Origin of the sequence: Polaribacter sp. IC073, from assembly GCF_007997075.1 — a bacterium.
Taxonomy (GTDB): Bacteria; Bacteroidota; Bacteroidia; order Flavobacteriales; family Flavobacteriaceae; genus Polaribacter.
In genome coordinates, this window is sequence record NZ_VORS01000015.1 from 1 (window position 1) to 25126 (window position 25126).

Below are 25126 nucleotides of genomic sequence, written 5' to 3' on the forward strand. Positions count from 1 at the left end.
TCAATAAGCACTTGTTGATAAGGGTTTTGTAAAATAATCTAAAACAAGTAAATTCTACAGAAAATATTCCCCCTAGATTATCAATGCATGAGAGCCAAACTTTCCCTAGAGTTTAGCTCTTTTTTTTTTTGAGTATATACTGTGAAAATTAGTAATACGTATTTTAAGCATTTTTAGAATTTAAAACCAGTAATACCTCTTCCTTTTATTTGTTTTTTCACATCAGCTACTAAATATTTATACTTTTCGCGATTTTATTTTGCTGTAAATCCGTTAAACAAATATATTTAAAGAATAGCTTATATAGCTTGCTATAATGCATAAAACACAATTGTCTGTGAATAGTTGGGGGATTAAATAGTAAAGGTAACACGCAAAAGATAAATAGAAATTTCAAGAAGATTTTTGCTTGTAAACTAAAGCTAACAAGTAAATTGTAAACGGTGTTGAGTGTGATTCTTTTACTCACCACCTTTCATTTGAGATATTAATGAACCATACATTATTAGAAAAGGAGGAAAGAGTGTACATCTAAACTTCTATCTTGAGAGTTTAGTGTTTTACATTCAATATCAAAAGTGAATAAATTTTTAGAGGTCAGTAGATAAATGCTTATCTTTAATCTCAATAAACATTACAAATTATGGACATATTTAAGGGTCGAAATCTCCTAGAGTTTTCTGATCGGTTTAAAACTGACTTGGATTGCAAAGAATATCTATCCGGTTTAAAGGAACAACATACTTATCATTGCATTAAGTGTAATCATAATGCATGTCAGATTAAAATTGATTTTGCACGACAATATAATGTCTGTGGGCACAAGGAATCGGCTACTGCCAACACGTTATTTCATAAGGTTAAATTTGGTGTTAGGAAGGCTTTTTTCATTTGCTTCGAAATGGCTACGAGTACTAAAAGCTTATCAGCAAGTTATATGGGGGTTCGTTACGGTGTAACCGAGAAAACGGCTCGTTTTTTTATGCTCAAGGTAAGGGAATCGATGTCTTCAAGCGGCAATAATCCAATGGATGGTAATGTGCATGTAGATGAGTTTGTTCTGGGAGGAAGAGAGCAAGGTAAGGTTGGAAGAAGTTATAATAGTAAGAAAAAGAAGGCAGTTACAGCGGTTCAACTTACAGAAGATGGCAAAATAAAGAGAATGTATGCCATGAAGATAGAAGATTTCTCTGCACAATCTCTACAGTACATTTTTGTTAACCATATTAGTCGAGAAGCTAAAGTGACAACAGATAAATGGAGAGGATACAAACCTATTGCAAAAGCCTATAATATAAAACAGATAGAAAGTAATAAGGGACTTAATTTCAAGGCACTCCATACGATGATTCATCAAGTTAAGTCTTGGATAAGAACAACCTATTCATGGGTAAGTGACAGTAATTTAAATAGATACTTCAATGAGTTTTGCTTTAGAATAAACAGATCTCAGAGCAAAGCAACAATATTCAATAATTTGATGGTGAAAATGGTACAGGGTGACAAAATTAGTCAAGCTGAATTAATAGGTAACTAACTACTGACCTCTATAAATTTTATTAAAAGATTCTTATCCTCTAAATATAAATTAAGTTTTTGCTTTAAAGAACTAGTTTTTAAAACATATTTTTCCCATTTTTTATTTTCAATAATTCTAATAAGACTATGTAACAACCAATTAAAAAGTGATTGAACCAATACTGCAGATTTTTTTAGAATATTGTACTTATAATTTAGCTAGTTACTTTTTGATTTCAGTTCAATTAAATTTCCAAGATAATTTGTGTTTCCAATGGAAGTGCAGTTAGAGTTTACTTTATAAATTAAAACTCAGTTTTATATTAATTCAAAAGATTTTTCATTAAAGTCTATTCTTAGAATTATTAAGCTACTAGTAGTCAATTAGTATTAATTGTTACGTATTTTTATTTATGAGAAGAGTTTTCTAATTAAAGCTAGCTAGTTGCAGCATTTGCTTAGAATACAATAATAAAAGTTTTAAGTAGGTAGTTTCGCTTTTTTTAAGATCGCTATACTTCGTTGAAGGGAAAAGGAAGTGCAAGAAAATTGTAAAGTAAAGAAGTAGTCATTTAACTATGCTTTTTTAATAGTTTCAATTAATTCATCGAAATCTTTAGCTTTGTCAAAAAAGGCAGAAGCCCCATATCTCAAACAAATCTGTTTAAGTTCTTTACTTGTAGAAAAAACAAAAACTTTGGTTTCTATTTTATTCTCTTTAAACCATTTTAATAGTTCTATACCATTACCATCTGGCAAACTTAAATCAAGTGTAACTATTTCAACTTTGGTCTCGTTCAAAAAAGAAATTGCATCTTGTAATGAAGCTGTTAAGCGTATTTCTTTAATAGCACTAACTTCTTTAGCTGCTTTTACAATCTTCTCTCCAATTAATAGGTTATCTTCTACAATTAATAAGTTATAAAAAGAAGGTTTCAAATGTTGAGGTATATTAGATAGTTGCACGTAAAAATAACTGTTTTATAGCATAATTACAATAAGCAAAATGCTTAAAAAAGTAACAATTGTTAAATATCTAAAGATGTTAGCCCTTTTTGAATAGCATATTTTGTCAATTCTGGGATGGTGTGTAAATCAATTTTTTTCATGATATTATTTCTATGAACATCAACAGTCTTTGGACTTAAGAACAAGGTTTCTCCAATTTCTTTAGAGGACTTGCCTTCTGCAATTAATTGTAAGACTTCTTTTTCTCTAGAACTTAATTGTGTTTTTTCTAAATTCTCTCCATTCTTAAGTAATGAGAGAAACTCTTGATTAATATCTTTCGAGAGATATTTTTTATTTTCTATTACAGTAGTAATTGCTATAATTAATTCATCTGCATCACCATCTTTTAATAAGTAACCGAAGGCACCTGCTTTAAACATTCCTTGAATAAATTGCTTACTAGAGTGCATAGAAAGTCCTATTATTTTTATTTCAGGATGTGTTTTTTTTATTTGCCTTGCAGCTTCAATGCCATTTAAACCAGGCATCGCTACGTCTATAATAAGAACATCTGGTAATAACTCTGCGCATTTTTTTATTGCTTCCCTACCGTCTGAAGCCTCACCGATAATATGCATATTAGATCTTTGCTCAATAATATTTCTTAAACCATCTCGAAGCAATTTATGATCGTCAACTAAGATAATTTTAATTTCGGCTTTATAAGTCATTAAGATAAAGGTATAAAAATTTTAATAGATGTGCCTACGTTTATATTTGAAGTGATTGTAAATTCTCCTTGAATGTTTCGAATACGCTCTTTAACAGTAAATAGTCCAAAACCAGAACCAGAGTGATTGTGAAGATTATTTAATAAAGAAGTATCAAACCCAATACCATTATCTACGATAAAAATATGAATACCAAGTTTGCTTTTTTTAAAATTTAAGGTTATTAGAGATGCTTTTGCATGTTTTATAGCATTGGTAAATACTTCTTGAATACTTCTATAGAGTAAAATTGATTTTGCATCATCAAGTTTAATAGTGGTAATATTACTATTTAACTGACACTTAATTTTATGAGTATCCTCTATATCTTCAAGTAACCAATTTAATGCTTCTATAATACCTAATTGATATAATACAGGTGGCGAGAGTTCATAAGTGATTTTTCGACTATTTTCTAAGGCATCAGAAATATGAGATTCGATAAATTTTAGATCATCATAAATGATCTTTAACTGTGGATTCTTTTTCAACTCATTAACTCTCATTTTAGAAATAACTAAAGATTGACTTAAATGATCGTGTATATTTGAAGCAATTTCTTTTTTTTGTTTTTCTTCTATTAAGGTGATTTCAGTAGTTAATTTTTGGAGTGATATTTGGTATTCTTGTATTTCTTGTTTAGCGAGCACCCACTGCGTAATATCTCTAGCAGATGAAACAAAATAATTAATTTTTTTCTCTTTATAAATTGGTGATGATAAAAATTCTAACCACACAAAGTGGCCTTCTTTATGAAGAACTCTACAAGAGAAAGCGTCGATAAACATACCAGCAAAGACTCTTTTTTTCATTATTTCTTTTAGTGGCTCAATATCTTCTTGGTGAATTATACCAAAGACTTTTTTATTAAGAAGATCTGATTGTTCATAGCCTAACAAGGTTGTTATTGAAGGACTAATGTATTTAAAACTACTGTCTAAGTTGTGTAAGCAAATTAAGTCATTAGAATGATCTGTTAATAAACGATACATTTCTTCTGCTTTTTCTATTTTATTTCTTATTAGTTTTTGTTCTGTTATATCTTGAGAAACTCCTCTTCTACCAATAATTTCATTACGATCATTAAACATAGGTTCTCCTATGTTTCGTATCCAACGCTTTTTATTTTTTAAATTAACCATCTGTAACTCAATATCAAAAGGAACTCCAATAGTAGAAAGAGTTACTGTTGCTTCGATAAGTTTTTTTCTAGAAACCTCACTAAAAACATTAAGAATTATTTCAATTTCTGGTACACCTTTGCTAGGGTCTGTACCATAGATCTTATGAACAGCCTCAGACCAAAAAATAGTATCAGTTTGCTTATCATATCCCCAATAGCCTACCTTAGCCATTCTACCGGCTTCTTTTAATGAATATTCATTTTTTTCGACTAATTCTAAGGTAGTTTGAATCTTTAGTTTAGATAGCTCTAATTTAAGTTGTCCTTTTTTATAATCTGTAATGTCTTGAGTAACACCTCTTCTTCCAATGATTTTGTTCTGCAGGTTGTAAACAGGTTGGGTTACATTTCTCACCCAAACTTCTTCATCTTTTTGATTGATTAGTTTTAACTCAATATCATAAGGAATACCTTTATAGTCAAGTTCTAAGGTAGCTTGTGTTAATTTTTCTTTAGACTTTTTATCAAAAAAACTCACAACTTTTTTTCGTGATGGAACTCTTTTTTTAGGATCTAATCCAAAAATAAGATAAAGGTACTCAGACCATATAAAAGTATCAGTAGCAATATCATATTCATGATATCCCATTTTAGCTATTTTACTCGCCTCATCCATGGAGTACTTTCTTTTTGCCAACAATTCTAAAGAGATTTCAATGTTTTGTTTTGAAATTTTTAATTCATCTGCTCGTTTAACCTTCTCTTCATTTTGAAAGAGAAGTTCTTTATTAGCAAGAATTAATTCATTTGCTCGTTTCTCTTTTTCTTCATTTTGAAACAGAAGTTCTTTATTTGCGATAACTAATTCCTCCGCACGTTTTTCTATTTCTTTATTTTGAATAAGAAGTTCATTGTCTGCGACAACTAATTCCTCTGCACGTTTTACTTTTTCTTCATTTTGAAACAGAAGTTCTTTATTTGCGATAACTAATTCCTCTGCACGTTTTTCTATTTCTTTATTTTGAATAAGAAGTTCATTGTCTGCGACAACTAATTCCTCTGCACGTTTTACTTTTTCTTCATTTTGAAAGAGAAGTTCTTTATTCGCGATAACTAATTCCTCTGCACGTTTTTCTATTTCTTTATTTTGAATAAGAAGTTCATTGTCTGCGACAACTAATTCCTCTGCACGTTTTACTTTTTCTTCATTTTGAAAAGCAAGTTCTTCATTCGCGATAACCAATTCATCAGCTCGCTTCTCTATTCCTTTACTTTGAACAAGAAGTTGCTTGTCTGCAAGAACTAGTTCTTCCACTCGTTTTCTTTTCTCTTTAATTTGAAAGAGAAGCTTCTTGTTAGCTATTGCCAATTCTTCTGCTTGTTTTTCTTTCTCTTTGCTGTATTCTTCTATTTCTTGTTCTGCAATTTTACGTTGGTGTATATCTCTACATATTTTAACGAGTTCTATTACTTTACCATCAGTATCTTTAATTGGATAAATGTATTCTGAAAACCATTTTTTTTCACCTAACCAGTCGAATAACACTTCTCTTGTTTCACTATTACCTGTTTTTGCAACTTTTTTAAATATTTTTAAAAGTGTTGTAGAAACATCTTTATCAAAAAGGTCGTGTGGCATTTTACCAACAATATCTTTAGAATTTATCTCATAGCGTTTTGGTCCATTGTAGTAAAGATACTTACCGTTTGGTTGATGTATGGTAATCATATCTTCAGATGCCTTTAATAACATATTGAAACGATCTTCACTTTGTCTTAATTTATTTGCAGATTTTAATTCAATAATCAGTTTTTCTAAATCTTGATAAGTTGGTTTTTTAGTTGGCATTTTATTATAATATTAACGGTATAATGTTTTTTGTGAATATAATTAGTAAAATTAAAAAGTTGAGCTATACACACACAACCTGGTGAAATAATAAAATAGGGGCGATTAAAACAATTTTAAGAAACCATATAAAACGCCACTTTTAACCGTTTTTAAACTACAAATAATAACAGAACTTTAAAGGGAACTATAGTAATTTGTACAAAAGACAGTTATCTATTTATAGTTTGTTAAAGGTAGTCTTTCAAATTAATTTTCGAGTGTGGTATATATTCCATGGTTGGTATTTTTTCAGTCTAAAGATAAATAAAAAATATGAACTATTAGATCTTACTTAGTTGTTTTTCATGTGTTAAGGTTACTTTACATGTTCATTTAACTTTTCAATTTATTTATTTCAATTCATACCACCATCTGCGATATTCATGTTAAAAATGATGCGTCCAATGAAAGAGGATTTTTATGTGGTAGCAGAATCTGTAGAAAATATTAAAGAAATAAAAGTGACCATTCTTATATTGTTGTTACAAAAGATGAAGGAATGACCTATAAAAGATTAGAAATTTTGTAGAAGAAAAACAGTCTTTTTTACTGAAACCAGATAATGCTGCTTATCAGTTTTTTGAAGTTCCTTTTTCTCAAGTTCTATAATTATGGAAATATACCTGTAACTTTAACAAGCAAGAATAAAAAGAACACGAATTAAAACGGAGTAGTATTCTCAAAACGTTTAATAGGTTAGGAGTGGGGTTAGAGGCTTTGAAGGAATCTTTTGTTTCAGCACTTAATTTAGTCTGTAATTATTTTAATTCCTAATATTTGTACTTTAAGAGGGGGGTATTCAGACTTGTTATAGCTTTTTTCTTTAAAGCGATAACATAATTTACGTTCGTAAGAGAATTTACGAGCCATTCAATACAATTTCGGAATATTTCTTAAGATTTTAAAAATACTTTTTGTGCCTTAAATAGCGTTCTGTTTAAGCCATAAAAACTGTTTTTTTTAAAAAATTAAGCAAAAAAAAACAGTTTAGAATAAACTAAACTGTTGTTTTGTAGTAAATTAAATTTGTAGCGAGAACGGGATTTGAACCCGTGACCTCAGGGTTATGAATACTAAATCAAAGCAATAGTAATACTTATTTTGCTGATTATCATCTTATTAAATTAAACTCAATTACAGTAAAAAGTGTACTTTTAAGTTTCCGCAAAAAAGAGGACAATTATTTTTTTATCAAAGAACGTTAAAATAAACGAACTCTTTATTTTTTTAACATTTAAACACCTGTTTTGTTTTGTTAACATTTTTTTAAGATAAAATTAAGTTAATATGTATGACATTTGAACAAAAAATGATTGAAGAAAAAGTAAAAGGTTTTAGTAAATTATGTATATTTGCAAAGTACATTCTTTTCTTTTATTAAAAATAACAGTTATAACACTGTTATTAAAGGCGTTAATTCAAACGTCCTTAAACTTCCTTTTATTTTATTTATAATAATAACAAGCTAACTAATTACATTAGTTTTTTGTTGAAAACCTATTAATAAATAACTGAATAACACGCTATTAGGTATTTGTAAATAATTATATTTATTGTTCATTATTAACGAATAAATAATTATAAATTATGAAAAAAGTATCAAAAATGCTAATCGTTTTAGCCGTGTTATTTGCCAGCGCAACCTATGTAAGTTGTACTGATTTAAATGACGAAGATGAACAAATTGAAACACAAACAATCGATCCATGCGAACTCGACCCAGCAGGATGTAATGGCGAACTCGAAGAAGGATAAAACTAATTGGTTTATTCAGCCTAAGAAAATATTGATATTAGTACTTGCTGTTATTTTTTCGGCAGGTACTTTTTTACATTTCTTTCAAGAAAAAAATTCAATAGAAATATCATCACATTTAAAACTGTTTCCTGAAATTAAAAAAACATACAATAAGAGTTTAGATGATTTTAGTAAGACTTTAAACAACGAACAACAAAAGGAGCTTTTAGAATTAAGAAAAACTTATGAAACTGAATTTTCTTCTTACATAAGTTCTAAGAAAGAAATTCTTAAAAAAGATTCTTTTGTAAACCATTCTAATAAACGTTCTTTCTTTTTCGCATTATTTATGATGTTATTGCCTTTCATTTCTTGCAGCCTTTGGTTGTATTCGATGTATAATAGGAATGATGATTTACTAAGTGTTTTTAAAAAAGCAGCTTATGTTTTGTTAGGGGTTTCTACTTTTTGGGTAATTTGGGTGTTTTTAAACAACATTATAAATGATAATAACATTGTTTATTTGTTGTTGTTTGTTGCAGTTGCATTCACTATTGCTCATTCTGTTTTTGAATATTTTAAATACTTAGACAAGATACCAAATTATAAATACCTTATAAGAACTCTTATAGGCTTCGTTTACAGAGTTCAGAGAGAAGATTATATTAAAGAAGAAAAATACGAAAAATACACTATTGAAAAAACAGAAATAGTAAACAAAATAGCAGGCAATGACTAGTAAAAAAATTAAAAAAGTACAGAATAGTGATTTAATACCTAAAGAAGTTTTTGATGATTACAAGATTGATATTAGGAAGATTGAAATAGCAGAAGAAAAGGCAAAAGCATCAGAAATTGAACTTGTAAGCCATTTAAGAAACGTTAGTTATAGTAATATTCATAAATTAATGAACGCTTAAACAAAAACCTATAAATAAAAAAAAAGCCACTCATATTGAGTGGCTTTTTTTATTTGAATTAATAAACGAAGCTATTTAGTAGATTCTTTTAGCGTTAAGTAGTATTTTAAACCCTCAGCTTTAAAAGTGGCAGAAAACAACCTATTATCCATTAATTTACTCCAATTATCACATACATAATCTATCACCAGATCATTAGGCACTTCTATACCTTTATGAATTAATTTATTTGATTTAAAATTTACAACGTCATTTTCTTCACTAAATAGGTATGCAATCGATACGTCATAATGTTTCGCTATGATCTCTAAACTTTTAGAAGGAATATCAACTCCTCCACTTTCATAATTCTGTATAGTTCTTAAACTAACGCCTACAACCTTAGATAGCTCGGTTTGGCTTTCATTTTTAGCTTTACGTAACTGTTTTATTTTTAACATTTTTAATTTATTTTGAAATTATATGTAATTATTTTGCATATAATGTTGCGTATATGTAATATAATTACGTATATTTGTACCACACAACAACAAAGGTATAATAATTATTTAGTTGTTAAGGTAAAAAAACAACAATCACGAATAATAGAGATATGAAAAATACAATTTCAAGCAGAGAATTATCAAAAATAGTAACAACTGATTTAATTACGGTTTACTCGGGGTATAGCTCAATTAGTATTGACGCTAAAGAATTAAAGATAGATGCTTCTTTAGATTTTGTATCTCAAAAATTTGAGTGTTTGATCTGGTTAGATGAAAATGAAGAGGAATTAGAATTAACAGAAACTCAAAAAGATTTTGTTTACAATCTTCTTATAAACGCTGAATCTCAGGAAAGCGAATTTGATTACGATAATAATTTTCACGCATTAAGTTTAACCTACTAAAAACAAAAGCTATGAGCGCAAAAGAAATAAGAGAAGTTTTAGTGAATTATGATATGACTGTTAATAGAATGTTGGGAGCAGATGAAGAAACCCAAAGATTATGGTCTGAAAATAATGTAGATAAATATCTAACAGTTGCTAAAACCTCATAAAATGTCAATAATAATTTCAACAGAAAAAAGCAAAGATATTTTAAGAAGATTGATAAGAAGCGATTTTGACAAGATAGACTTCGCTATGGATTACATATATAATAAAGCAGATGATTTAATCGGTGTTGCTTACAGATATGGTTTAGAAGATTTAGCCGAAGAAATGAAAATAGATAAAATAGCCTAATTATGAAACCAATAAATATAGAATATTATAATTTTTCAAAAAGAGAAAGCGATGTGATTAGAGAATTAATGAAAGGGAATATTATGAAAGAAATAGCCGACATATTATGTATCGCATTTTCAACAGTAGATTCTCGCATAAGGAGTGCAAAGAAAAAAACAGGCGCAAAGAATATAGCGCAATTAGTTTATATCTACATCCTTCAAAACTTAGCAATTTATAATAAAGTAAAAAAATAAAATGGCAGAATTGAAGACTAAAATAGACAATATAAAAAACCTCTGGAAACAGATTAATAACAAAACAGCGTTTATAATAGAATGTTCTAGTGCTGTAGATAGAAGCGCAAACACCTTGCACAATCATTGGTTTGCGAGGTTTTGGCAAGTGCCAAATGAGAAACAAGATGAAGTTATTATTTATATGCAGAAATGGATTTTTAATCAAAAGTAAGAATAAATAAAAGCAAGTTAAAAGTTCAGAATGTACGCCTATTGAGGATTTATGATTTGCTCCCCAATTTAAAAAAATACTAAAAACAAATAAAAGTTCAAAACGTGTAGTCACTAAAAAATCAAAGTTTCATTTGTTCTTTGATTTTTACTAAAAAAAATAATTATGAATCCTTTAGACAAACATATCATTTCTGGAATAGCTTCTTTATCTGAGGAAGGAAGAAATGCTGTTAGAAATATTATAGGTGTTAAAGAGGTTAAGATTCATAAAAAGGAAACTCAAAGAGATCGTATTAACGCTATAAAATTAGATATGATAGCGAAGGGATTAGTAAGTTAAAAAAATAAGATAATTATGATACTACAAATTTTACCACCAGATTTTTATGAAGCAGAAACAAACAGTGTTTTTTTAATAACTGCAATAGCGTTCATACTCGTAACCGTTGGACTGATTTACAAGAGATCTGTAATGAAGAGAAATATTAAAAAAAAGTTAGTACAAGCAAAGGAGAAAATTCAGTTAAAGAGATATAAAGAGATGATGAACAACAAAGTTAATTTTTCTTTTGAAGAAATAATTAGCCTTCAAGAATGGCACACTAATTTTTCACTAACTAAATAACAACAAAAAAAAAGCCACGTTGTAGCGTGGCAATTAATAAACTATAAAAAGCAAAGATATGAATAATTCAATACATTATCTAAAAAGTAGAAATAGCGACTTTTTAGCAGGAGCAGATTTAGAAATTTTCGAACTTGAAGGAAAATCAAAAATTCTTACAGTTAAGAAAGTAGAGTATAAAGAAAACTTTAGAGTTAATGGGCGGTTAAAGCAAAAAGGAATCATTGCTTATTTTGAAGAGCCGTATGCGAAGCCATTGATTATAAACACAACAAATACAAGGAAAATAAAAGAATTAACAGGTGTTATAGATGCGTCAAAATACGTAGGTTTTTCTTTGGAATTTCATTTTGATGTAAGTGTTAGAATGAAAGTAAGTCAGACAGAAACGCTAAAGGGAGGTATTAGAATTAAATCTGTTAATACAAATGGTTTAGTTGCTGAATTAAAAGACGTTAAAACTAGAATTAAACAAGCTGCAAACAAAGCTGAATTAATGAGTATTTGGCAAGAACTAAATGAATCTGACCAAGCAATTTACAAGGATGATATGACTGTTAAATTTAAATCTTTGTAAAATGGATTATTCTAAACAAATATTTAGATCTCATATGGTTGGTAAAATTATAAATGTACCTAAACCATTAACAGAGCCACAAGAGAAAATGCTTGCAGATTATTTAGAACGTTCTTCCGGGGTTGGTAGAACGTTAACACCAAAGCAAGACATTGTATTAACAGAATTAAAACACAAGTTAAACCAAAGTAAAAAATACAGTCTTTCAGATGGTGCAAAGAAAACATTAAGAGAATTAATGGCTTTTGAAAGTAGAGGGGTAAGACTTTTTATGGGAAGTGTTCAGACAAAAAAAGGGTTGCTTTTAGAGAAAGAAATTAGAGATGTTTTATCTATTGAAGCAAATGATTTTTTAACAGAATGCAACGAAAGAAAGGCGAATGAATGGGTGACAGGAATTACAGATTTTGACGTTACTAATATGGATGTTGTTCCTGATATTAAGGCAGCATGGAGCTTGCTTTCTTTTAATAATATTTTAGAAGATAAAGCAAATGAATTGTATTTAAGACAATTAGATAGTTATATGGACTTATATCAGAAAGACAAAAGCTTATTAATTCACGTTCTTTTAGATACACCAGTAGATTTAATAGAGCGTGACATAAGGAATATTTTAAACAATCCAGCATACACAACTCTAAGTAATGAATTAACAGATGAAGGCACAGAGGTTATGAAATCTTTAATTTACAACCACACTTTTACTAAAAAAGGAATAGAAGATGTTATTAATTATGCGGTTAGAGTACATAGTGACGAATATTTTGAGTTCAATAAAACTATTTTCAAAGACTTCAAAGAAAAGCCTTTATCTGAAAGAATACATATGATACCTCATTCATTTGATAAAAAAAGAATTGAACAAAGAAATGAATGCATCACGTTGGCAAGAGAGTATATGAACACAGTTAAGCCGATTAATAATTTTGATATAAATCTTTTAAAATAACAAATACCTATAAAATGGAAAAAACATTCAATCCATCAGAGCAAAACAAAGTTGATTTAGAGCGATCTATACTTGATTTAAGATCTAAAAAATCTGGTTTAGTTTTTAAGAAAATTAAGAAGCAAGAAAAAGCAACAGATTTAAAAGTGCAATTAACAAACCCTCATTTAGAATTAGAGGAGTACGACACTTTAAAAGGTAAAAGAAACAAAGTGAGATGTCAATTATCGCAAATTGAAGTCGATATAAAAGAGGTTAATTTAGAGATAAATGCTAAAAACAAACTGTTCACGTCAATACAAAGTCATTTAAAAGTGAACAAAAATAAACTTAGCAATGATACCAGTTTTTTAAGAGAATTAATAGTACTAAAGGAACAGTATAATGAGTTTTCAGCAGATCATACAAGAGTATCTAGTATGCGGACAATGGCATCCAATTTCACAAACAAATTAGAATCAATAATTAATAAATACGCAATTTAAAACAGTTAAACAATGGAAGTAGCAGGAAAAATTAAACACTTAGGAGATACCGCAGAATTTGGTGCTAAAAGTTTTAAAAAAAGAGAAATAGTATTAACAACTGACGATCAATATCCGCAGCATATAACAATAGAATTTATTCAGGATAAATGCGATTTGTTGAATAATTTTTCAGTTGGTCAAGATGTAAAGGTCTCTATAAATCTTTTAGGTAGAGAGTGGATTAACCCACAAGGAGAAGCAAAGTATTTTAATTCTGTACAAGGATGGCGCATTGAGAGCGTGCAAACCGCACCAACTCAAAACACACCGCCACCAAATGACGGAGTGCCTTTTTAAATTAAAACCTTTTGAGTAGCAAGGCAAACTCAATTTTTTAACATCAATTTTTCCCGCCGTTTTTGATAATTGGACGGTGGGTTTTTAAAGAAAGTGAATGAGTAATACTTACAGTTGTTCCGATGGTTCAAGATTAAAAAAATCTGTTATTGATAGATTAATTGTAAAAGCAAAAGCAGAAAAAGTAAGGCAATTTATAGATGAACACGGCTATGTTTTTTGTGAAGAATGTTATACTTCTAACGCTTTTAAGTTTGATATGTCACACGATTTAAGTGTTAATAAATGCCAGCAAAACGGAACAACGGAATTAGCGTTTGATGTAAATAATATATCAATTTTATGCCGAAAATGTCACCAAATAAAAGATAAATTATTTTGAGCGAATACACAGAACATAAAGCAATTGCAAACTATATAAAAATGCAATACCCTAAAGTTATTTTCACTTCTGATAGTTCTGGAATAAGACTAAGTATAGGTAATGCAAAGAAAATGTTAGCACTAAAGGCAAAATATAAAATACCAGACTTAATAATATTACACCCAAATAATGACTACAACGGATTGATAATTGAAATAAAAGAAAAAAGCAAAACACCTTATTTAAAGAACGGTAATTTATCAACAAACAAACATATACAAGAGCAAAACAAAACTTTAGAAATATTAAATATTAATGGCTATAAAGCAGTATTTGGAGTAGGATTTAACGAATGTAAAGAAATCATAGATAATTATTTAAAAACAAAATAATATGCAACCAAGAACATCAATAGAAGCAAACACAAGAAAACAGCCAACAAAAGAAGTTGATAGGTTCCTTATACTTTCTGTAATGTCAGATAAAAAAGGAATGACTTACAAAGAAATAGCTAAACTATTAGGATGGGAGGGCGTTAAAGTAATGCGTAGAATGTCTGAATTAGTGAGAGATAGTAAAGTAGAGATAAAAGAAGTTAGAGCCTGTTTAGTTGCTGGTTCTAAATGTAGTGCTTATTTAAAAATATAGAAATTATGAGTGAAATAAATAATTTTAAGGAAGAGGAAAACGAGAGTAGAATGAAGGTAATTGCTCAGAATGGAAATACAGGGGAACATTACGATTTTATTAAAAATAAAGACCCACAAGATTTAAGGAGCGAACTTTTTGATGATGTTGTAAATAAAACACTAGAGGAGTTAAAAGTTCTATTAATAACAAAAGGTAAAGAGTACAGAAGAAATAATAATGTTTATCACAATTTTGAACAAGGATCTAAAATAAAAGGTTTAACACCAGAAAAAATCTTAGACGGTTTTCTTTTAAAACACGAAATTTCTATTAGTGATATAACCAACGATTTAGAAAAAGGTGTTTTACCTACACAAGAAAAGGTGGAAGAGAAATTTAATGATAATATTATTTATTTAATAATCAAAAAAGCAATGATTATAGATAGAATAAAAAGTAGCCAATTATGAATAAACCTGTAATAATTTCACCAGAGCAACAGAAATTATTTAAAGTATTTATTTTAATGGATTTGTACGTTCAAGAATCGGATGAGCTTCTAGAAAACGAGAAAAAAAAGGAGTTTCCGCAAGCCATTTATGATAAAATGATAGAACTACAAGATTTAATGATTCCTATTTTGGATAAAATATACGAAGAAAAAACAGTTAGAAAATCAGACTTTTTTCAAGGACTGCAATATAAATTAAACTACAACTTAAAAGTAGCAATCAAACAATACCGTTAATTATGATGAAAACTGAATTAATATCAATCAATAAAATACAAGCATTAAAAATAATTGAAATAGTAAACAACTATTACAGAGTAGAATGCAGAGAAGATACAAGAAAAAGAGAAATAGTTTTCCCAAGGCAAGTAGCAATGTATTTTATACACAAATACGGAAATCTATCACTTACTAAAATAGGTGATTTATTTAAAAGAGATCATGCCAGCGTGCTACATTCTTTAAAAGCTATATCAGATGTAATTACTTCGCCAGAATCTGTAAGAAAAGAACAAAAATTGAATTTAAAAGAATTAAAGTCAGATTGTTACAAGACACAAGAGATAAGGCTAAAAGATTTTGAGTTGTTTGGTTTGAGAATTGATATTAGTAATATCATTCAGGAAATGAATGAGCAAGAATTAAATAAAGTTAAAGAAGTTTTGCTAGGTATCGAAATAGCAGTATAAAATATATGCAATATAATTGCACTTAAATTATCTTTATATGAAATATAATTGCGTATATTTGTAGTTCAGTTGTTTAAGTGGAATTTCACGACTACAAAGACATTAAATTCTACCTTTTTAAACGATTTGCTAATTCCACTTTTAAGCAATGAATTTAGAAAGGTTTTTTTATACCTAAAAATGACTTTAAAGAATTACTTAGAAACAAATAACATAAAGGCAACGCCAGACCAAAGAAGCCAATTAGGTAGAATTATATCTACTAAAGGAGATTCTACACGCTATGTAACGGAGAATCACAGAAACGTAAAGGATTACAAAGAAAGTTTCTTAAATAAGCCAAAAACACAATTAGCAATTATTAATCATCTAACAAAATAGTATTTATGGCAAAATTAAGAAGTTTGAGTACTGCTTTTTGGTCTGACCCCTTCATAGAGGATTTGCCTCCAAAACAAAAGTTGCTTTTCATCTATTTAATAACAAATGAAAAAACAAACATGTTGGGGATTTACGAAAGTTCTAATAAAAAAATTTCATTTGAAACAGGTTTAACAATTGATGAAGTTTTTAATGCTTTGGAAGCGTTCCAAAGGGTTCAAAAAGTAAAAAGAATAGGTAATTACATCGTGTTAGTTAATTTTATGAAACATCAGAATTATAATACTAATATGAAAAAATCTGCAATAGATACTTATAATAATCTACCTAATGTACTTAAAAATAATGATTTAGAGGTTTCTAAATCAAAACCAATAGAAGGGTTCGTAACCCTTTCGAACCATTACGGTATGGTTCGTAAAGTAGAAGTAGAATATGAATCTAAAGTAGAATATGAATCTAAAGATGAAGAAGAAGAAAAAACAGACATCTTCACCGACATTCAAATTTTAAAATATACATATTTAGAAAACGAAAGATTAGTTAATGCTTTTTGTAAAAAACAAAAAATAGAAAAAACCGAACTAGCGAAAAAATTAATTGATTTTAATGAAGAATTAGAAAGCAAAGGGAGTTTTTCGAAAACACAAGAAGATTATAATTCTCACTTTTTAAGTTGGTTTAGAATATCAGGAACAAAACCAAATTATAAACAAACACAGCTAACAACAGTACATTCAAACAGATGATAGACGCAACAAAATTAATAGGAAGACACAAGTATGCTGCATTAAAAAAATACGATTTTGAAAAAATGTCAACTATGGAAATGGTTGAGTTTAGAAAAACTTTTAAAATATCTGTTTCAGAAGCAATAAAAAAAATTGAGGAGTTTGAAAATTCTACAAGTTTTTCTGGACCAAATGTGCAAGCAATCAAAGAATATTCTAGAAAGCTAAATAGAATTGGGGTTGTTAAAGAAATGAAAATAACAAAAGAAACTCTTTGGGTGGCTTTCTTAAGAAACTTTAAACTTTTAGAAAAAAAAGACTTTGTAAAAACAGAAGATATTTTAGCAAATTTGGCACCGCTATTTTATTACTTCACAGATGATTTTTCAAATTTTGAGAAATGCAAAAGATTATCAAATTTATCGGTTCCAAGTTTTGACAAAGGAATTTTAATTATCGGTGACTTTGGAAACGGAAAGAGTTCTACAATGAAGGTTTTTGAAAAATGTGTAAGAAACACGCCTAAATATTTTAAAGGCTATTCTGCTAATGATGTTGTTTTAGATTTTGAAGGTTGTTCAGAACCAAAAGACAAAACACATTTGATAAAAAAAATGTCAACCGGCAAACTATATTTTGATGATATAAAATCTGAAAGAAAAGCGAATAATTACGGAAAGAGCGAAATATTTAGAGAGATTTTAGAAAATAGATACAATAACAAAGCATTAACTTTTATCACTTGCAATTACAAAAAAGGGTACGAAGGAAATTTAGAAACAGCTTTAAAAGAATTTGGCGAAAAATACGGAGATAGGGTAAATGATAGAATTTACGAAATGTTTAACGTGATCGAGTTTAAAGGGAAAAGTTTTAGAAAATAATATGCCAAAAGGATATTTTACACCATTTACAAAAGACCAGGAAGACTACATTAAAAAAGAGTTTTTAAACATTCCTGTAAAAAGGTTGGCAGATGATGTTGGGGCAACTTACGGCAGGATTATGAGGTTTCTTAAAAACAACAATCTAGTTATTCCAAAAGAATTAATAGCGCAAAGAAAACAAGATAGCTACAAGAAAAAAGGAAGCATTCCATTTAATAAAGGATTGAAACAAAAAGAATATATGTCTTTAGCTGCTATAAATAAAACAAAGGAAACGAGGTTTAAAAAAGGTTGTGTTCCTGCTAATATTTTAAAATTGGGAACAGAAAGGTTTACAAAAGATGGATATTTAGAAATAAAAATAAATAATCCTAGTAAATGGGAACTAAAGCAAAGAAATGTTTATAAAAAACACTCTAAAGAAGATTTAAAAAAAGGGGATATCATAATTTTTATAGATCGGAACAAAAGAAATTTTGAAGCATCAAATTTAAAGAAAATCACAAAATCTGAAAATATGGATAGAAATACAATTCATAGATATCCTAAAGAAATGAGACAGAATTTAATCTTACTAAAAAAAATAACAAGAACACTTAAAAACAAATAAAATGACAAAAGAATTAAAGAATCGTTTAGAATTATTATCAGGAAAAACAAAAGTTTACGAAGGTAAAGTTATAAAAATAAAAAACTTTAAAGACGTGAACGGTACTATTGTAATTTTTACAGATGGAATAAGCATTGCTCTTGCAACAAATGAAATCGATTTATTTTTTGATAATTTAAGTGATGTAAAAGAAGATTCTTTTATGCCTAAGAAAAATGATGTTTCAAATGAAGTAATTGTAAATGGTTATGCACCTTCTGCAGAAAATAAGGTAATGAAAGCTTCTTTGCTTAATGTTTTATCCGATCTACAAAATGGCGAAATAACACCCGAAAAAGAAAGAAAAGCAATGTCTGTTTGTGGTGTAATTAATACAATGGTAAACATGCAAAAAGTAGAAGTTCAGTTAATAAATAGTTTTAAAAAATAATAGATGAATACATCATACAGACAAGAAGCGATACAAGAAGTAATATCATCCGGAGTAGAAATAACTGGCAAACAATTTAACAGATTTTTAAGAAGCTATAATTCAGGAGCAATGCCTTTAAATAATCTTAACAAAAGAATCGCTGAAAAAGAAGAGCCTTTATTTATAGAATATGTAAAGGAAAGTGTAGAGAAAGAAAACCACCTAAACTATTAAAAATGAAAAAGAGAGAACACAAATTTAGATTTTGGGATAAAGACTTAAAAAAAATGTGTAACAGGAAACCATCTCACAATGATTTTTCACACGCAAAAATTATTCCTTTAGAATATACAGGTTTCAAAGATTGTAATGGCATTGAAGTTTATGAGGGATATACTTTAATTGATGTTGAAGAAAATTTAAAAGATACTCAACAGCAAGTTTATTGGTGTTCTAAGTTAGGGTGCTGGAAATTAGATCAGACTTTCACACAAAATAAAGAAAGCGGCTACTTGCTGGCAAACGAATTAAAAGACTTTAAATTTCAGGTTGTAGGTAATATTTATGAAAATTCAATAAAGTAGTTTTTAACTGAAAAGATAATATTAATTACTTAAAATAATTAAATAATGACAAAAGAAATAGAAATTATTTTAAATGATTTAAGTGATAGCAATGACTATAACTTAAAGTATATACCAGAACATAATTACAAGGAACTTGCAAGTAAGCTAAATGTTTTATTTTCTTTACAAGGTGTTGGCATTAGTTTTTTTACTGCTTCAGACATAGGAAAAGAGTTTGAAATATTAGCAAATACTTCTGGTCACGGATTTAACATAGGTGAAATAGTTACGCTTGCAGAAGATAACAAAGACCCAGACGATGACGAATATAAATTCGTAGGTAAAGATGATTATTGGTTTTGCAATTTTGCAGACATAAAGACTAAGTAAAATTATTACTTACCAACGGAATCGGTTATGATTATTAGCGTAAATAAATGATTAAAATTTATAAAAAATGACAGAAGAAATTATACAAAGTAAGCAATATTGGATTGAATTTATAGATTACTCTAGAAAGCATTGTGGATTCACGGACGAAGATTTGTCAGAACACATTGTAAAAATGATTGATAAAGCTATTAATTATAACCAGTGTTCTACACAGTTAAAGGATGAATAATAACAGTATTTTGAGGAATTTATGAAACACGTAAAAAAGCAAGGAAAAGACCAATACAACTTTAAAGAATGGTTGTATAATTTAGATGAATTAAAATACCATTATAAAAGACTAAAAAAAGAATACAACCTTTAATTGTTTAGAACGGACCGCAGATAAGGACTGATTTTTAACGATTAAATAAACAAATAATTATGAATATAGAACAACAGGAAATAGAAATCAAAGGAATATTAGTACACTTCTTTAGAAGCGGAACAAATGGGGATTACTTAGAATCTTTAAATAATGCAATTAGTGAAATACAGAAAGTTAAAAATTTGGCTTTATCTGATGTTGTGTCAAGTGATTACATATCTATTAGTAAGCAAGAATACGAAATACTTAAAAGGGATAGTGATAGTTTAAGTAAGATAAGTTTTAGTATGTAATTATTTGTTACAACGGATATGTACAAGGAAAGTAAACGAGTAAATATTCTAAAACCCCCGAATTCTGGGGGATTAAAAATAAATAATAACAGAACAACAAAAAGCGAATAGTAGTTTATTTTCTTTGTACGTTGTTATTGTTAGTTTGTGGCAAGCGTAGGTGTGTCTACCTGCGGAGGTCTTATTCTAAGCTGTGGTGCTAGCCGAAAAAGCACAGACCTTTTGAGCCACAATTACACACAACGGAAAGGTTAAGGTTAGTTGCGTTTAAAAATTCTAAAACCCCCGAATTACAAGGAATTAAAATAAGTAAGCAATAGCCAAACGGAAAGCAGTAACCAGCAATTAATTTTATATAGTGTTACCTGCTGATAAAAAAACCGTTGCGTAGCAAAACCCGAACAGATAAACATTAAAATAAAAATAAATTATGAGTAAAAGTAGTTCAAATGATGGAATAGGTATTTTAGGTTTATTAGGCGTTGCCTTTGTAGTTCTAAAACTGACAAACTTTATAGATTGGTCTTGGTGGTATGTTACACTTCCTTTTTGGGGTGGAATAGCATTAGTACTTATTGGACTTGGTATTTATGTATTATACCAATTATTAACAGCTAAAAAAGGTAGAGTTCCTAAAATGAAAAAACCACCTAAACCACCAATTAGAAAAAGCAGGTTTCAACAAAAATTAGACGAAAAAATGGCAGAAGCTGAATTACTAAAGAGTAAGTCTCAAGAGTGAGTCGGCTTTTTTCTTTTTATTTTATAGAACTTAATTATATAAAACAAGTAACGATGAAAATAAAACAAGAAATTAGTAGAGTATTGACAGAATTCAATTTTGATAGAATGTCTTTTGATGAAGCAAGTAAGCAGTTATTTGATTTATATGTTGTTGTTAAATGTAACTGCGATGAAAGTAAGCAATTAGAGGAAGAATTTGAAATACACCATTTAATAAACGATACATACCAAGTAATTGGCAAAGATTCTAACACTGTATGGAAGCAAGGAACTTTAGAGGATTGCAATGAGTGGGTTATGTTGTAGTAGTTATTTTTTACAACGGATATGTTTAAGGAAAGTGCTGAATAGATTATTAATAAATTAAATAAATACACAATGACAAAAGAAGAAAAGTTAGTTTGGAAAGAAATGCAGAAATTAGGTTGGGATAATAAGCCTACAGATTTTCAATTAGAACACTTTAAAGACGTTATACAAGCAACAAAAAAAGCATTTTCTTTAAACAGTGTTGTCTCAAGTAAAATTACTGCTTTAGTTACTTACTGTATTTGGCAAGATAGCGGACACGCAATGATGGACGATTACAAAAAGACACTTACTAAGGTAGTTAAGGTAAATGACCTAGTAGATATAGAAGAATTATTTAGTAATGTTGTAAAAATAGAAATAATAAAGTAAATTTCTTTGTTACAACGTATTTTTGTATGATTTTTAGCGTATAAGTATAACAGCAATTTTCCGAAGTAAAATAAGTAGATAAGTAAAAAACAAATTAATAGCGAATAAACTGCCTTAGCTATTAATTATACAAAGTGTTGGCAGTAGTTAATTATAAAATTATGAAAACAGTTTATTTTCAGCCAGAAGGTATTAATAAAAAATATTGTGAAGTTGGTATGATTTCAGAAACAGACCCTGAATACATTTGGTATTTAGACGAACCTTGTAAAACATTAATTAGCGAGGTTAAAATAATAGATAAAAAAAACGTAAGGTTTAATAAGAAAACTAGAATGTGCTATGTTGTAAGTACGCCTTAATTACTGCCTAACGGATATGTACAAGGAAAGTAGCTTTGTAAGGCACTTAAAAATATAAGCAATACAAGTAGATTGAATTAAGTAAATAATTAATTAAACAGTAGTAATAAGCTATTTTCTTTGTACGTTGTTGCATAACGTTTGGAAAAAAAGCCACATTGTTTTTGTTTAAAAACAAAACCCGTAAACAAACTAAAAATAAAATAATGGAAGACGAAGAATTAAAGCAAGTAGAATATGATTGCAAAGAGTATTTAAGTAAAATTAAAGCGATTAAAAATGCAAGATCACAAATGATAGAATTTAAAGGGAAACCAAGAGAGGAAACTTGTAGGCAAGCTATTGATTTCTGGAAAAGAGATCAAGAAGATATTAAAAGAACACTTATACCCTATATGAAAAGATTAATTAAAATATTAGAAAATAATTCCCACGTTATAAAGCCACAATAAATGGTGGCTTTTTTTTTAAATGTTTTGCAACGTTTGATTGTATGGTTAGTAGCGTTTTGCGAGCGTTATTTTCCGCAGGAAAATTGAAGCAAGTAAATAAGCGAAAACCATAAGATAAGTAAGAATTTAGCTATTAACTATACAAAGTGTTACACAACGTTGCTAAAAAAAAGGGCGTGGTTTTGTGAAAAACCAAATAAAACGTTATTAATAATGCAATAAAATAACTTATTTACTGATAATGTCATAAAAATACGTAAATAAGTAAAATATATACATTTTATACGTAAATAAGTTGTATATTTACATTGTAGTAAGGAATTAACCACTACTTTAAATTAAAATATAATGACAACTTTAGCAAACGAAATCAGAACAGAAATTGAAAACAATGGTGGATTAAAATCTTTTACATCTGCTCAAAGAAAAGATAGACCAACTGGATGTCCAATGAAAAGAATGATGATTGAAGAATTACAAGAATTAAGTAAAGAAGAAATTCACGTAGCTTTTCATTTAGGATTAATTGGAAATAACAATAGAATTGGCTCTGTTGTTAAAAACTCAAAAAAATATTAATATGTACTGGGTTTTAGATAAGAAAAAGGATGAGCCGTTAATATTCGGCTCAATTCCTGTAATGGAAAAACAATTAGGATATAAAAAAAGAAGTTTATCAGTACATTTTTCTGAAAAAAAAGAAACTTCTTTTATAGACGAAAATTACAGAATTGAAAGAACTGATTTAATTAGAACTGTTAGAGAATAATTGGCGACAAAGATTGGTCGCCCTTTTTTTTAGCAATGTTGTGTAACGTAATTGTACAATGAAAGTAGGGGTATAAGAATTATAGAAATCTTTAGTATTGCAAAGACTTTAAAGAAATGCAATCGAGCCTTTATAAGCTATGCAACCCCTATTTTTAATGTACATTGTTACCTCAAGTAATTTACACAATGAGTAATTTAAAAAGCAATTAAAACACACTTAGTAAATAAAGTTATTTACGCTTATTAAATTATTTGATATGTAACGGATATGTACAAGGAAAGTAAACGAGTAAAAAAGCAGTTATTAAGGATTACTTAACAACTGAAATAAGTAATGACAAACCTTTGATTAAGCGAATAGCTGTTTATTTTATTTGTACGTTGTTGCATAACGTTTGGAAAAAAAGCCACATTATTTTTGCAAAAAATAAAATACATAATATATGACAGATTTTGAACTATGGATAAAATTAAACTGCATTTATAAAGAATACAATTATTATAATTACAATGGTCGTATTTATAAAAAATACGATTTACACGATATATTTTTAAATACACAAAGGATTTAAGTAAATACTTAAGATAAAGTGAAGAGTTTCCATTATAATAAGTGCTTCCCATAATATTTGGTGGCTTTTTTTTTAAATGTTTTGCAACTTTATAGAGTATGATTAGTTACGTAAATTAAGCGTGAAATTAACAAATAAAACGTATCTTTATAGTGGTAAAAATCTAACAAATAAGCCATTAGTAGTAATTAATTATACGCATTGTTAGCTCAAGTAAGAAAAAAAAGCCAGTTATTTTTGTAAAAAATAAAACCCGTAAGAAATGAAGGAAATACTATTGAAATTTATAAATAATTATGACAAAGAAATAACTATAAATAAAGATAAAGTTGATTATATTCAATATGAAAACAAAGAGCAGATTTATATTGATTTAGATAAAAAAGATTTAAGTTTATTTTTATCTAACTTAAATATTGATTTTGAAATAGAAGAAACAATTAGTAATTTAGAGGATGGTTTTTTAGTTTATGAATTTAACATACCTAACGATATTGTTATTGGACAAGCTGATTATGGAGATGGTATTATTAACGATTTATTTACGGTGGAAACATCTGTTTATTTAACTACTAGAGATTACAAGAGAGTTTACCGTTCATATTTAAACAGTAAGAAATGGCACGATAAAAGAAATGAGATGCTTAAATTTTCTGATTACAAATGCAGTAGATGTAGTAAAACCGAAAACTTACAAGTTCATCATTTGAATTATAATACAATAGGAGATGAATCTTTAGGAGATTTAGATGTTGTTTGTGTTGGTTGCCATAAAAAGATACACAATATAAACTAACATACAACTACAACCGTGGCTGGCTTTTTTTTCTTATTTGTGTCTAACTTTATTTGTGTATGATTAGTAGCGGATTAATAAACTAAAAGATAATAAAAAATGAAACAAATAATACATGACTTTATAAAAGAGAACGATTTTAAAATGGATAGTTCTGGACTTTATTTAATAGGCAAAGGTGATTTACAAAGACTTTTAAATAAGCAAGAACAAGCTATTAATTATACACGTTGTTGGCAGTAGTATTTTTTTTATTCATACATTTGCACTCCTTTTAACAAAACATTTCGGTTGAAAGTCATATAAATTCTTTATATTTATAATTCAAATTATTATATGGTGT

General features: G+C 28.3%; 44 protein-coding genes. 40 read left to right on the plus strand and 4 right to left on the minus strand.

All coding sequences use genetic code 11. From position 1 onward, the window contains the following. Window positions 1-643: 643 nt before the first annotated feature. On the plus strand, window positions 644-1537 hold the full coding sequence (locus tag ES045_RS15685) for an IS1595 family transposase (RefSeq protein WP_147117224.1): 894 nt from the start codon (window positions 644-646) through the stop codon (window positions 1535-1537). A gap of 557 nt (window positions 1538-2094) precedes the next feature. On the opposite strand, the gene ES045_RS15690 is transcribed toward ES045_RS15685, so the two are convergent. The 3 genes from ES045_RS15690 to ES045_RS15700 all read right to left on the minus strand — a co-directional run bounded on the left by ES045_RS15690 (window position 2095) and on the right by ES045_RS15700 (window position 6211). Continuing rightward, window positions 2095-2457, minus strand: coding sequence for a response regulator (locus ES045_RS15690; protein WP_189663129.1), 363 nt, complete (start codon window positions 2455-2457; stop codon window positions 2095-2097). An 89-nt stretch (window positions 2458-2546) separates the two neighbouring features. Next, window positions 2547-3200: a response regulator gene (locus tag ES045_RS15695; protein WP_147117226.1), complete on the minus strand. Its 654-nt coding sequence runs from the start codon at window positions 3198-3200 to the stop codon at window positions 2547-2549. Then, on the minus strand, window positions 3200-6211 hold the full coding sequence (locus tag ES045_RS15700; protein WP_147117227.1) for a PAS domain S-box protein: 3012 nt from the start codon (window positions 6209-6211) through the stop codon (window positions 3200-3202). Before ES045_RS15700 ends, ES045_RS15695 begins: the two co-directional genes overlap by 1 nt. Before the next feature lie 1629 nt (window positions 6212-7840). Here ES045_RS15700 and ES045_RS16495 point away from each other — a divergent pair. The 3 genes from ES045_RS16495 to ES045_RS15710 are packed head-to-tail and all read left to right on the plus strand — an operon-like array spanning window position 7841 to window position 8910. Then, window positions 7841-8008, plus strand: coding sequence for a hypothetical protein (locus ES045_RS16495; RefSeq protein WP_189663130.1), 168 nt, complete (start codon window positions 7841-7843; stop codon window positions 8006-8008). Between the two features lie 31 nt (window positions 8009-8039). Next, window positions 8040-8729, plus strand: coding sequence for a hypothetical protein (locus tag ES045_RS15705; RefSeq protein ID WP_147117228.1), 690 nt, complete (start codon window positions 8040-8042; stop codon window positions 8727-8729). Then, window positions 8722-8910: a hypothetical protein gene (locus tag ES045_RS15710; RefSeq protein ID WP_147117229.1), complete on the plus strand. Its 189-nt coding sequence runs from the start codon at window positions 8722-8724 to the stop codon at window positions 8908-8910. Before ES045_RS15705 ends, ES045_RS15710 begins: the two co-directional genes overlap by 8 nt. A 71-nt stretch (window positions 8911-8981) precedes the next feature. On the opposite strand, the gene ES045_RS15715 is transcribed toward ES045_RS15710, so the two are convergent. After that, window positions 8982-9350 carry a helix-turn-helix domain-containing protein gene (locus ES045_RS15715; protein ID WP_147117230.1) on the minus strand — a complete coding sequence of 123 codons (369 nt, stop codon included), beginning with the start codon at window positions 9348-9350 and terminating at the stop codon, window positions 8982-8984. 152 nt (window positions 9351-9502) lie between these two features. Between ES045_RS15715 and ES045_RS15720 the strand changes: the two genes are divergently transcribed. The 36 genes from ES045_RS15720 (at window position 9503) to ES045_RS16515 (ending at window position 25026) form a co-directional block, all read left to right on the plus strand. Then, window positions 9503-9799 carry a hypothetical protein gene (locus tag ES045_RS15720; protein ID WP_147117231.1) on the plus strand — a complete coding sequence of 99 codons (297 nt, stop codon included), beginning with the start codon at window positions 9503-9505 and terminating at the stop codon, window positions 9797-9799. 11 nt (window positions 9800-9810) lie between these two features. Next, the gene (locus ES045_RS16500; protein ID WP_189663132.1) at window positions 9811-9951 is read left to right on the plus strand and encodes a hypothetical protein; all 141 of its coding nucleotides are present in this window, start codon (window positions 9811-9813) and stop codon (window positions 9949-9951) included. 1 nt (window position 9952) lies between these two features. Next, window positions 9953-10138 carry a hypothetical protein gene (locus tag ES045_RS15725; protein ID WP_147117232.1) on the plus strand — a complete coding sequence of 62 codons (186 nt, stop codon included), beginning with the start codon at window positions 9953-9955 and terminating at the stop codon, window positions 10136-10138. Window positions 10139-10140: 2 nt separating this feature from the next. Beyond that, entirely contained in the window at window positions 10141-10377 is a 237-nt protein-coding gene (locus ES045_RS15730) for a helix-turn-helix transcriptional regulator (RefSeq protein ID WP_147117233.1), read from the plus strand. 1 nt (window position 10378) lies between these two features. Continuing rightward, window positions 10379-10591: a hypothetical protein gene (locus ES045_RS15735; RefSeq protein WP_147117234.1), complete on the plus strand. Its 213-nt coding sequence runs from the start codon at window positions 10379-10381 to the stop codon at window positions 10589-10591. 165 nt (window positions 10592-10756) lie between these two features. Next, window positions 10757-10933, plus strand: a complete 177-nt coding sequence (locus ES045_RS16505) for a hypothetical protein (protein ID WP_189663133.1) — start codon at window positions 10757-10759, stop codon at window positions 10931-10933. A 15-nt stretch (window positions 10934-10948) separates the two neighbouring features. Beyond that, window positions 10949-11218 (plus strand): hypothetical protein, encoded by a 270-nt coding sequence (locus ES045_RS15740; RefSeq protein WP_147117235.1) that lies wholly within the window; start codon window positions 10949-10951, stop codon window positions 11216-11218. Between the two features lie 58 nt (window positions 11219-11276). Continuing rightward, window positions 11277-11795 carry a hypothetical protein gene (locus ES045_RS15745; RefSeq protein WP_147117236.1) on the plus strand — a complete coding sequence of 173 codons (519 nt, stop codon included), beginning with the start codon at window positions 11277-11279 and terminating at the stop codon, window positions 11793-11795. Between the two features lies 1 nt (window position 11796). Beyond that, window positions 11797-12747: a hypothetical protein gene (locus ES045_RS15750; protein ID WP_147117237.1), complete on the plus strand. Its 951-nt coding sequence runs from the start codon at window positions 11797-11799 to the stop codon at window positions 12745-12747. Between the two features lie 14 nt (window positions 12748-12761). Beyond that, a complete protein-coding gene (locus ES045_RS15755) occupies window positions 12762-13232 on the plus strand; it encodes a hypothetical protein (protein ID WP_147117238.1) in 471 nt (156 codons plus the stop codon). Window positions 13233-13244: 12 nt separating this feature from the next. Next, on the plus strand, window positions 13245-13571 hold the full coding sequence (locus tag ES045_RS15760; protein ID WP_147117239.1) for a DUF3127 domain-containing protein: 327 nt from the start codon (window positions 13245-13247) through the stop codon (window positions 13569-13571). A 97-nt stretch (window positions 13572-13668) separates the two neighbouring features. Next, window positions 13669-13953, plus strand: coding sequence for a hypothetical protein (locus tag ES045_RS15765; protein ID WP_147117240.1), 285 nt, complete (start codon window positions 13669-13671; stop codon window positions 13951-13953). Beyond that, window positions 13950-14327 carry a hypothetical protein gene (locus tag ES045_RS15770; RefSeq protein ID WP_147117241.1) on the plus strand — a complete coding sequence of 126 codons (378 nt, stop codon included), beginning with the start codon at window positions 13950-13952 and terminating at the stop codon, window positions 14325-14327. The genes ES045_RS15765 and ES045_RS15770 overlap by 4 nt, the downstream gene beginning before the upstream one ends. Before the next feature lies 1 nt (window position 14328). Continuing rightward, window positions 14329-14583 carry a hypothetical protein gene (locus ES045_RS15775; protein ID WP_147117242.1) on the plus strand — a complete coding sequence of 85 codons (255 nt, stop codon included), beginning with the start codon at window positions 14329-14331 and terminating at the stop codon, window positions 14581-14583. Between the two features lie 5 nt (window positions 14584-14588). Further along, window positions 14589-15035, plus strand: coding sequence for a hypothetical protein (locus ES045_RS15780; RefSeq protein WP_147117243.1), 447 nt, complete (start codon window positions 14589-14591; stop codon window positions 15033-15035). Further along, window positions 15032-15313 carry a hypothetical protein gene (locus ES045_RS15785; protein WP_147117244.1) on the plus strand — a complete coding sequence of 94 codons (282 nt, stop codon included), beginning with the start codon at window positions 15032-15034 and terminating at the stop codon, window positions 15311-15313. The genes ES045_RS15780 and ES045_RS15785 overlap by 4 nt, the downstream gene beginning before the upstream one ends. Before the next feature lie 2 nt (window positions 15314-15315). Beyond that, window positions 15316-15765 (plus strand): helix-turn-helix domain-containing protein, encoded by a 450-nt coding sequence (locus tag ES045_RS15790; protein WP_147117245.1) that lies wholly within the window; start codon window positions 15316-15318, stop codon window positions 15763-15765. 180 nt (window positions 15766-15945) lie between these two features. Further along, on the plus strand, window positions 15946-16146 hold the full coding sequence (locus ES045_RS15795) for a hypothetical protein (RefSeq protein WP_147117246.1): 201 nt from the start codon (window positions 15946-15948) through the stop codon (window positions 16144-16146). A 5-nt stretch (window positions 16147-16151) separates the two neighbouring features. Next, the gene (locus ES045_RS15800; RefSeq protein ID WP_147117247.1) at window positions 16152-16895 is read left to right on the plus strand and encodes a hypothetical protein; all 744 of its coding nucleotides are present in this window, start codon (window positions 16152-16154) and stop codon (window positions 16893-16895) included. Further along, entirely contained in the window at window positions 16892-17761 is an 870-nt protein-coding gene (locus ES045_RS15805) for a hypothetical protein (RefSeq protein WP_147117248.1), read from the plus strand. The genes ES045_RS15800 and ES045_RS15805 overlap by 4 nt, the downstream gene beginning before the upstream one ends. Before the next feature lies 1 nt (window position 17762). Continuing rightward, a complete protein-coding gene (locus tag ES045_RS15810; RefSeq protein ID WP_147117249.1) occupies window positions 17763-18374 on the plus strand; it encodes an HNH endonuclease in 612 nt (203 codons plus the stop codon). A 1-nt stretch (window position 18375) separates the two neighbouring features. Then, the gene (locus ES045_RS15815) at window positions 18376-18804 is read left to right on the plus strand and encodes a hypothetical protein (RefSeq protein ID WP_147117250.1); all 429 of its coding nucleotides are present in this window, start codon (window positions 18376-18378) and stop codon (window positions 18802-18804) included. A 3-nt stretch (window positions 18805-18807) separates the two neighbouring features. Next, on the plus strand, window positions 18808-19020 hold the full coding sequence (locus tag ES045_RS15820; RefSeq protein ID WP_147117251.1) for a hypothetical protein: 213 nt from the start codon (window positions 18808-18810) through the stop codon (window positions 19018-19020). 2 nt (window positions 19021-19022) lie between these two features. Beyond that, window positions 19023-19370: a YopX family protein gene (locus ES045_RS15825; RefSeq protein WP_147117252.1), complete on the plus strand. Its 348-nt coding sequence runs from the start codon at window positions 19023-19025 to the stop codon at window positions 19368-19370. Between the two features lie 45 nt (window positions 19371-19415). Then, a complete protein-coding gene (locus ES045_RS15830; protein ID WP_147117253.1) occupies window positions 19416-19742 on the plus strand; it encodes a hypothetical protein in 327 nt (108 codons plus the stop codon). Window positions 19743-19809: 67 nt separating this feature from the next. After that, the gene (locus ES045_RS16510) at window positions 19810-19974 is read left to right on the plus strand and encodes a hypothetical protein (protein WP_189663134.1); all 165 of its coding nucleotides are present in this window, start codon (window positions 19810-19812) and stop codon (window positions 19972-19974) included. 194 nt (window positions 19975-20168) lie between these two features. Next, window positions 20169-20405, plus strand: a complete 237-nt coding sequence (locus ES045_RS15835; RefSeq protein WP_147117254.1) for a hypothetical protein — start codon at window positions 20169-20171, stop codon at window positions 20403-20405. A gap of 430 nt (window positions 20406-20835) precedes the next feature. Then, window positions 20836-21147 (plus strand): hypothetical protein, encoded by a 312-nt coding sequence (locus tag ES045_RS15840; RefSeq protein WP_147117255.1) that lies wholly within the window; start codon window positions 20836-20838, stop codon window positions 21145-21147. Between the two features lie 53 nt (window positions 21148-21200). Further along, window positions 21201-21455 (plus strand): hypothetical protein, encoded by a 255-nt coding sequence (locus ES045_RS15845; RefSeq protein WP_147117256.1) that lies wholly within the window; start codon window positions 21201-21203, stop codon window positions 21453-21455. 72 nt (window positions 21456-21527) lie between these two features. Next, on the plus strand, window positions 21528-21830 hold the full coding sequence (locus ES045_RS15850) for a hypothetical protein (protein WP_147117257.1): 303 nt from the start codon (window positions 21528-21530) through the stop codon (window positions 21828-21830). 161 nt (window positions 21831-21991) lie between these two features. Then, the gene (locus tag ES045_RS15855) at window positions 21992-22192 is read left to right on the plus strand and encodes a hypothetical protein (RefSeq protein ID WP_147117258.1); all 201 of its coding nucleotides are present in this window, start codon (window positions 21992-21994) and stop codon (window positions 22190-22192) included. 206 nt (window positions 22193-22398) lie between these two features. Then, window positions 22399-22644, plus strand: a complete 246-nt coding sequence (locus ES045_RS15860; RefSeq protein WP_147117259.1) for a hypothetical protein — start codon at window positions 22399-22401, stop codon at window positions 22642-22644. 348 nt (window positions 22645-22992) lie between these two features. Continuing rightward, window positions 22993-23223, plus strand: a complete 231-nt coding sequence (locus tag ES045_RS15865) for a hypothetical protein (RefSeq protein ID WP_147117260.1) — start codon at window positions 22993-22995, stop codon at window positions 23221-23223. A 1-nt stretch (window position 23224) separates the two neighbouring features. Next, window positions 23225-23413 carry a hypothetical protein gene (locus tag ES045_RS15870; RefSeq protein WP_147117261.1) on the plus strand — a complete coding sequence of 63 codons (189 nt, stop codon included), beginning with the start codon at window positions 23225-23227 and terminating at the stop codon, window positions 23411-23413. A gap of 836 nt (window positions 23414-24249) precedes the next feature. Further along, on the plus strand, window positions 24250-24783 hold the full coding sequence (locus tag ES045_RS15875) for a hypothetical protein (RefSeq protein WP_147117262.1): 534 nt from the start codon (window positions 24250-24252) through the stop codon (window positions 24781-24783). Window positions 24784-24882: 99 nt separating this feature from the next. Further along, window positions 24883-25026 carry a hypothetical protein gene (locus ES045_RS16515; RefSeq protein WP_189663135.1) on the plus strand — a complete coding sequence of 48 codons (144 nt, stop codon included), beginning with the start codon at window positions 24883-24885 and terminating at the stop codon, window positions 25024-25026. Window positions 25027-25126 lie beyond the last annotated feature (100 nt).

Excerpts from the sequence above, each read along its gene's own strand:
- ES045_RS15755 (WP_147117238.1), top strand. The coding sequence starts at position 12,762 with ATGGAAAAAACATTCAATCCATCAGAGCAAAACAAAGTTGATTTAGAG.
- ES045_RS15865 (WP_147117260.1), top strand. The coding sequence starts at position 22,993 with ATGACAACTTTAGCAAACGAAATCAGAACAGAAATTGAAAACAATGGT.
- ES045_RS15725 (WP_147117232.1), top strand. The coding sequence starts at position 9,953 with ATGTCAATAATAATTTCAACAGAAAAAAGCAAAGATATTTTAAGAAGA.
- ES045_RS15795 (WP_147117246.1), top strand. The coding sequence starts at position 15,946 with ATGACTTTAAAGAATTACTTAGAAACAAATAACATAAAGGCAACGCCA.
- ES045_RS15850 (WP_147117257.1), top strand. The coding sequence starts at position 21,528 with ATGACAAAAGAAGAAAAGTTAGTTTGGAAAGAAATGCAGAAATTAGGT.
- ES045_RS15825 (WP_147117252.1), top strand. The coding sequence starts at position 19,023 with ATGAAAAAGAGAGAACACAAATTTAGATTTTGGGATAAAGACTTAAAA.
- ES045_RS15780 (WP_147117243.1), top strand. The coding sequence starts at position 14,589 with ATGAGTGAAATAAATAATTTTAAGGAAGAGGAAAACGAGAGTAGAATG.
- ES045_RS15720 (WP_147117231.1), top strand. The coding sequence starts at position 9,503 with ATGAAAAATACAATTTCAAGCAGAGAATTATCAAAAATAGTAACAACT.
- ES045_RS15775 (WP_147117242.1), top strand. The coding sequence starts at position 14,329 with ATGCAACCAAGAACATCAATAGAAGCAAACACAAGAAAACAGCCAACA.
- ES045_RS15870 (WP_147117261.1), top strand. The coding sequence starts at position 23,225 with ATGTACTGGGTTTTAGATAAGAAAAAGGATGAGCCGTTAATATTCGGC.
- ES045_RS16500 (WP_189663132.1), top strand. The coding sequence starts at position 9,811 with ATGAGCGCAAAAGAAATAAGAGAAGTTTTAGTGAATTATGATATGACT.
- ES045_RS15820 (WP_147117251.1), top strand. The coding sequence starts at position 18,808 with ATGAATACATCATACAGACAAGAAGCGATACAAGAAGTAATATCATCC.
- ES045_RS15730 (WP_147117233.1), top strand. The coding sequence starts at position 10,141 with ATGAAACCAATAAATATAGAATATTATAATTTTTCAAAAAGAGAAAGC.
- ES045_RS15750 (WP_147117237.1), top strand. The coding sequence starts at position 11,797 with ATGGATTATTCTAAACAAATATTTAGATCTCATATGGTTGGTAAAATT.
- ES045_RS15740 (WP_147117235.1), top strand. The coding sequence starts at position 10,949 with ATGATACTACAAATTTTACCACCAGATTTTTATGAAGCAGAAACAAAC.
- ES045_RS15875 (WP_147117262.1), top strand. The coding sequence starts at position 24,250 with ATGAAGGAAATACTATTGAAATTTATAAATAATTATGACAAAGAAATA.
- ES045_RS15805 (WP_147117248.1), top strand. The coding sequence starts at position 16,892 with ATGATAGACGCAACAAAATTAATAGGAAGACACAAGTATGCTGCATTA.
- ES045_RS15685 (WP_147117224.1), top strand. The coding sequence starts at position 644 with ATGGACATATTTAAGGGTCGAAATCTCCTAGAGTTTTCTGATCGGTTT.
- ES045_RS16505 (WP_189663133.1), top strand. The coding sequence starts at position 10,757 with ATGAATCCTTTAGACAAACATATCATTTCTGGAATAGCTTCTTTATCT.
- ES045_RS15735 (WP_147117234.1), top strand. The coding sequence starts at position 10,379 with ATGGCAGAATTGAAGACTAAAATAGACAATATAAAAAACCTCTGGAAA.
- ES045_RS15745 (WP_147117236.1), top strand. The coding sequence starts at position 11,277 with ATGAATAATTCAATACATTATCTAAAAAGTAGAAATAGCGACTTTTTA.
- ES045_RS15760 (WP_147117239.1), top strand. The coding sequence starts at position 13,245 with ATGGAAGTAGCAGGAAAAATTAAACACTTAGGAGATACCGCAGAATTT.
- ES045_RS15695 (WP_147117226.1), bottom strand. The coding sequence starts at position 3,200 with ATGACTTATAAAGCCGAAATTAAAATTATCTTAGTTGACGATCATAAA.
- ES045_RS15715 (WP_147117230.1), bottom strand. The coding sequence starts at position 9,350 with ATGTTAAAAATAAAACAGTTACGTAAAGCTAAAAATGAAAGCCAAACC.
- ES045_RS15840 (WP_147117255.1), top strand. The coding sequence starts at position 20,836 with ATGAGTAAAAGTAGTTCAAATGATGGAATAGGTATTTTAGGTTTATTA.
- ES045_RS16515 (WP_189663135.1), top strand. The coding sequence starts at position 24,883 with ATGAAACAAATAATACATGACTTTATAAAAGAGAACGATTTTAAAATG.
- ES045_RS16495 (WP_189663130.1), top strand. The coding sequence starts at position 7,841 with ATGAAAAAAGTATCAAAAATGCTAATCGTTTTAGCCGTGTTATTTGCC.
- ES045_RS15700 (WP_147117227.1), bottom strand. The coding sequence starts at position 6,211 with ATGCCAACTAAAAAACCAACTTATCAAGATTTAGAAAAACTGATTATT.
- ES045_RS15790 (WP_147117245.1), top strand. The coding sequence starts at position 15,316 with ATGATGAAAACTGAATTAATATCAATCAATAAAATACAAGCATTAAAA.
- ES045_RS15765 (WP_147117240.1), top strand. The coding sequence starts at position 13,669 with ATGAGTAATACTTACAGTTGTTCCGATGGTTCAAGATTAAAAAAATCT.
- ES045_RS15845 (WP_147117256.1), top strand. The coding sequence starts at position 21,201 with ATGAAAATAAAACAAGAAATTAGTAGAGTATTGACAGAATTCAATTTT.
- ES045_RS15710 (WP_147117229.1), top strand. The coding sequence starts at position 8,722 with ATGACTAGTAAAAAAATTAAAAAAGTACAGAATAGTGATTTAATACCT.
- ES045_RS15810 (WP_147117249.1), top strand. The coding sequence starts at position 17,763 with ATGCCAAAAGGATATTTTACACCATTTACAAAAGACCAGGAAGACTAC.
- ES045_RS15855 (WP_147117258.1), top strand. The coding sequence starts at position 21,992 with ATGAAAACAGTTTATTTTCAGCCAGAAGGTATTAATAAAAAATATTGT.
- ES045_RS15835 (WP_147117254.1), top strand. The coding sequence starts at position 20,169 with ATGAATATAGAACAACAGGAAATAGAAATCAAAGGAATATTAGTACAC.
- ES045_RS15815 (WP_147117250.1), top strand. The coding sequence starts at position 18,376 with ATGACAAAAGAATTAAAGAATCGTTTAGAATTATTATCAGGAAAAACA.
- ES045_RS15860 (WP_147117259.1), top strand. The coding sequence starts at position 22,399 with ATGGAAGACGAAGAATTAAAGCAAGTAGAATATGATTGCAAAGAGTAT.
- ES045_RS16510 (WP_189663134.1), top strand. The coding sequence starts at position 19,810 with ATGACAGAAGAAATTATACAAAGTAAGCAATATTGGATTGAATTTATA.
- ES045_RS15830 (WP_147117253.1), top strand. The coding sequence starts at position 19,416 with ATGACAAAAGAAATAGAAATTATTTTAAATGATTTAAGTGATAGCAAT.
- ES045_RS15785 (WP_147117244.1), top strand. The coding sequence starts at position 15,032 with ATGAATAAACCTGTAATAATTTCACCAGAGCAACAGAAATTATTTAAA.
- ES045_RS15800 (WP_147117247.1), top strand. The coding sequence starts at position 16,152 with ATGGCAAAATTAAGAAGTTTGAGTACTGCTTTTTGGTCTGACCCCTTC.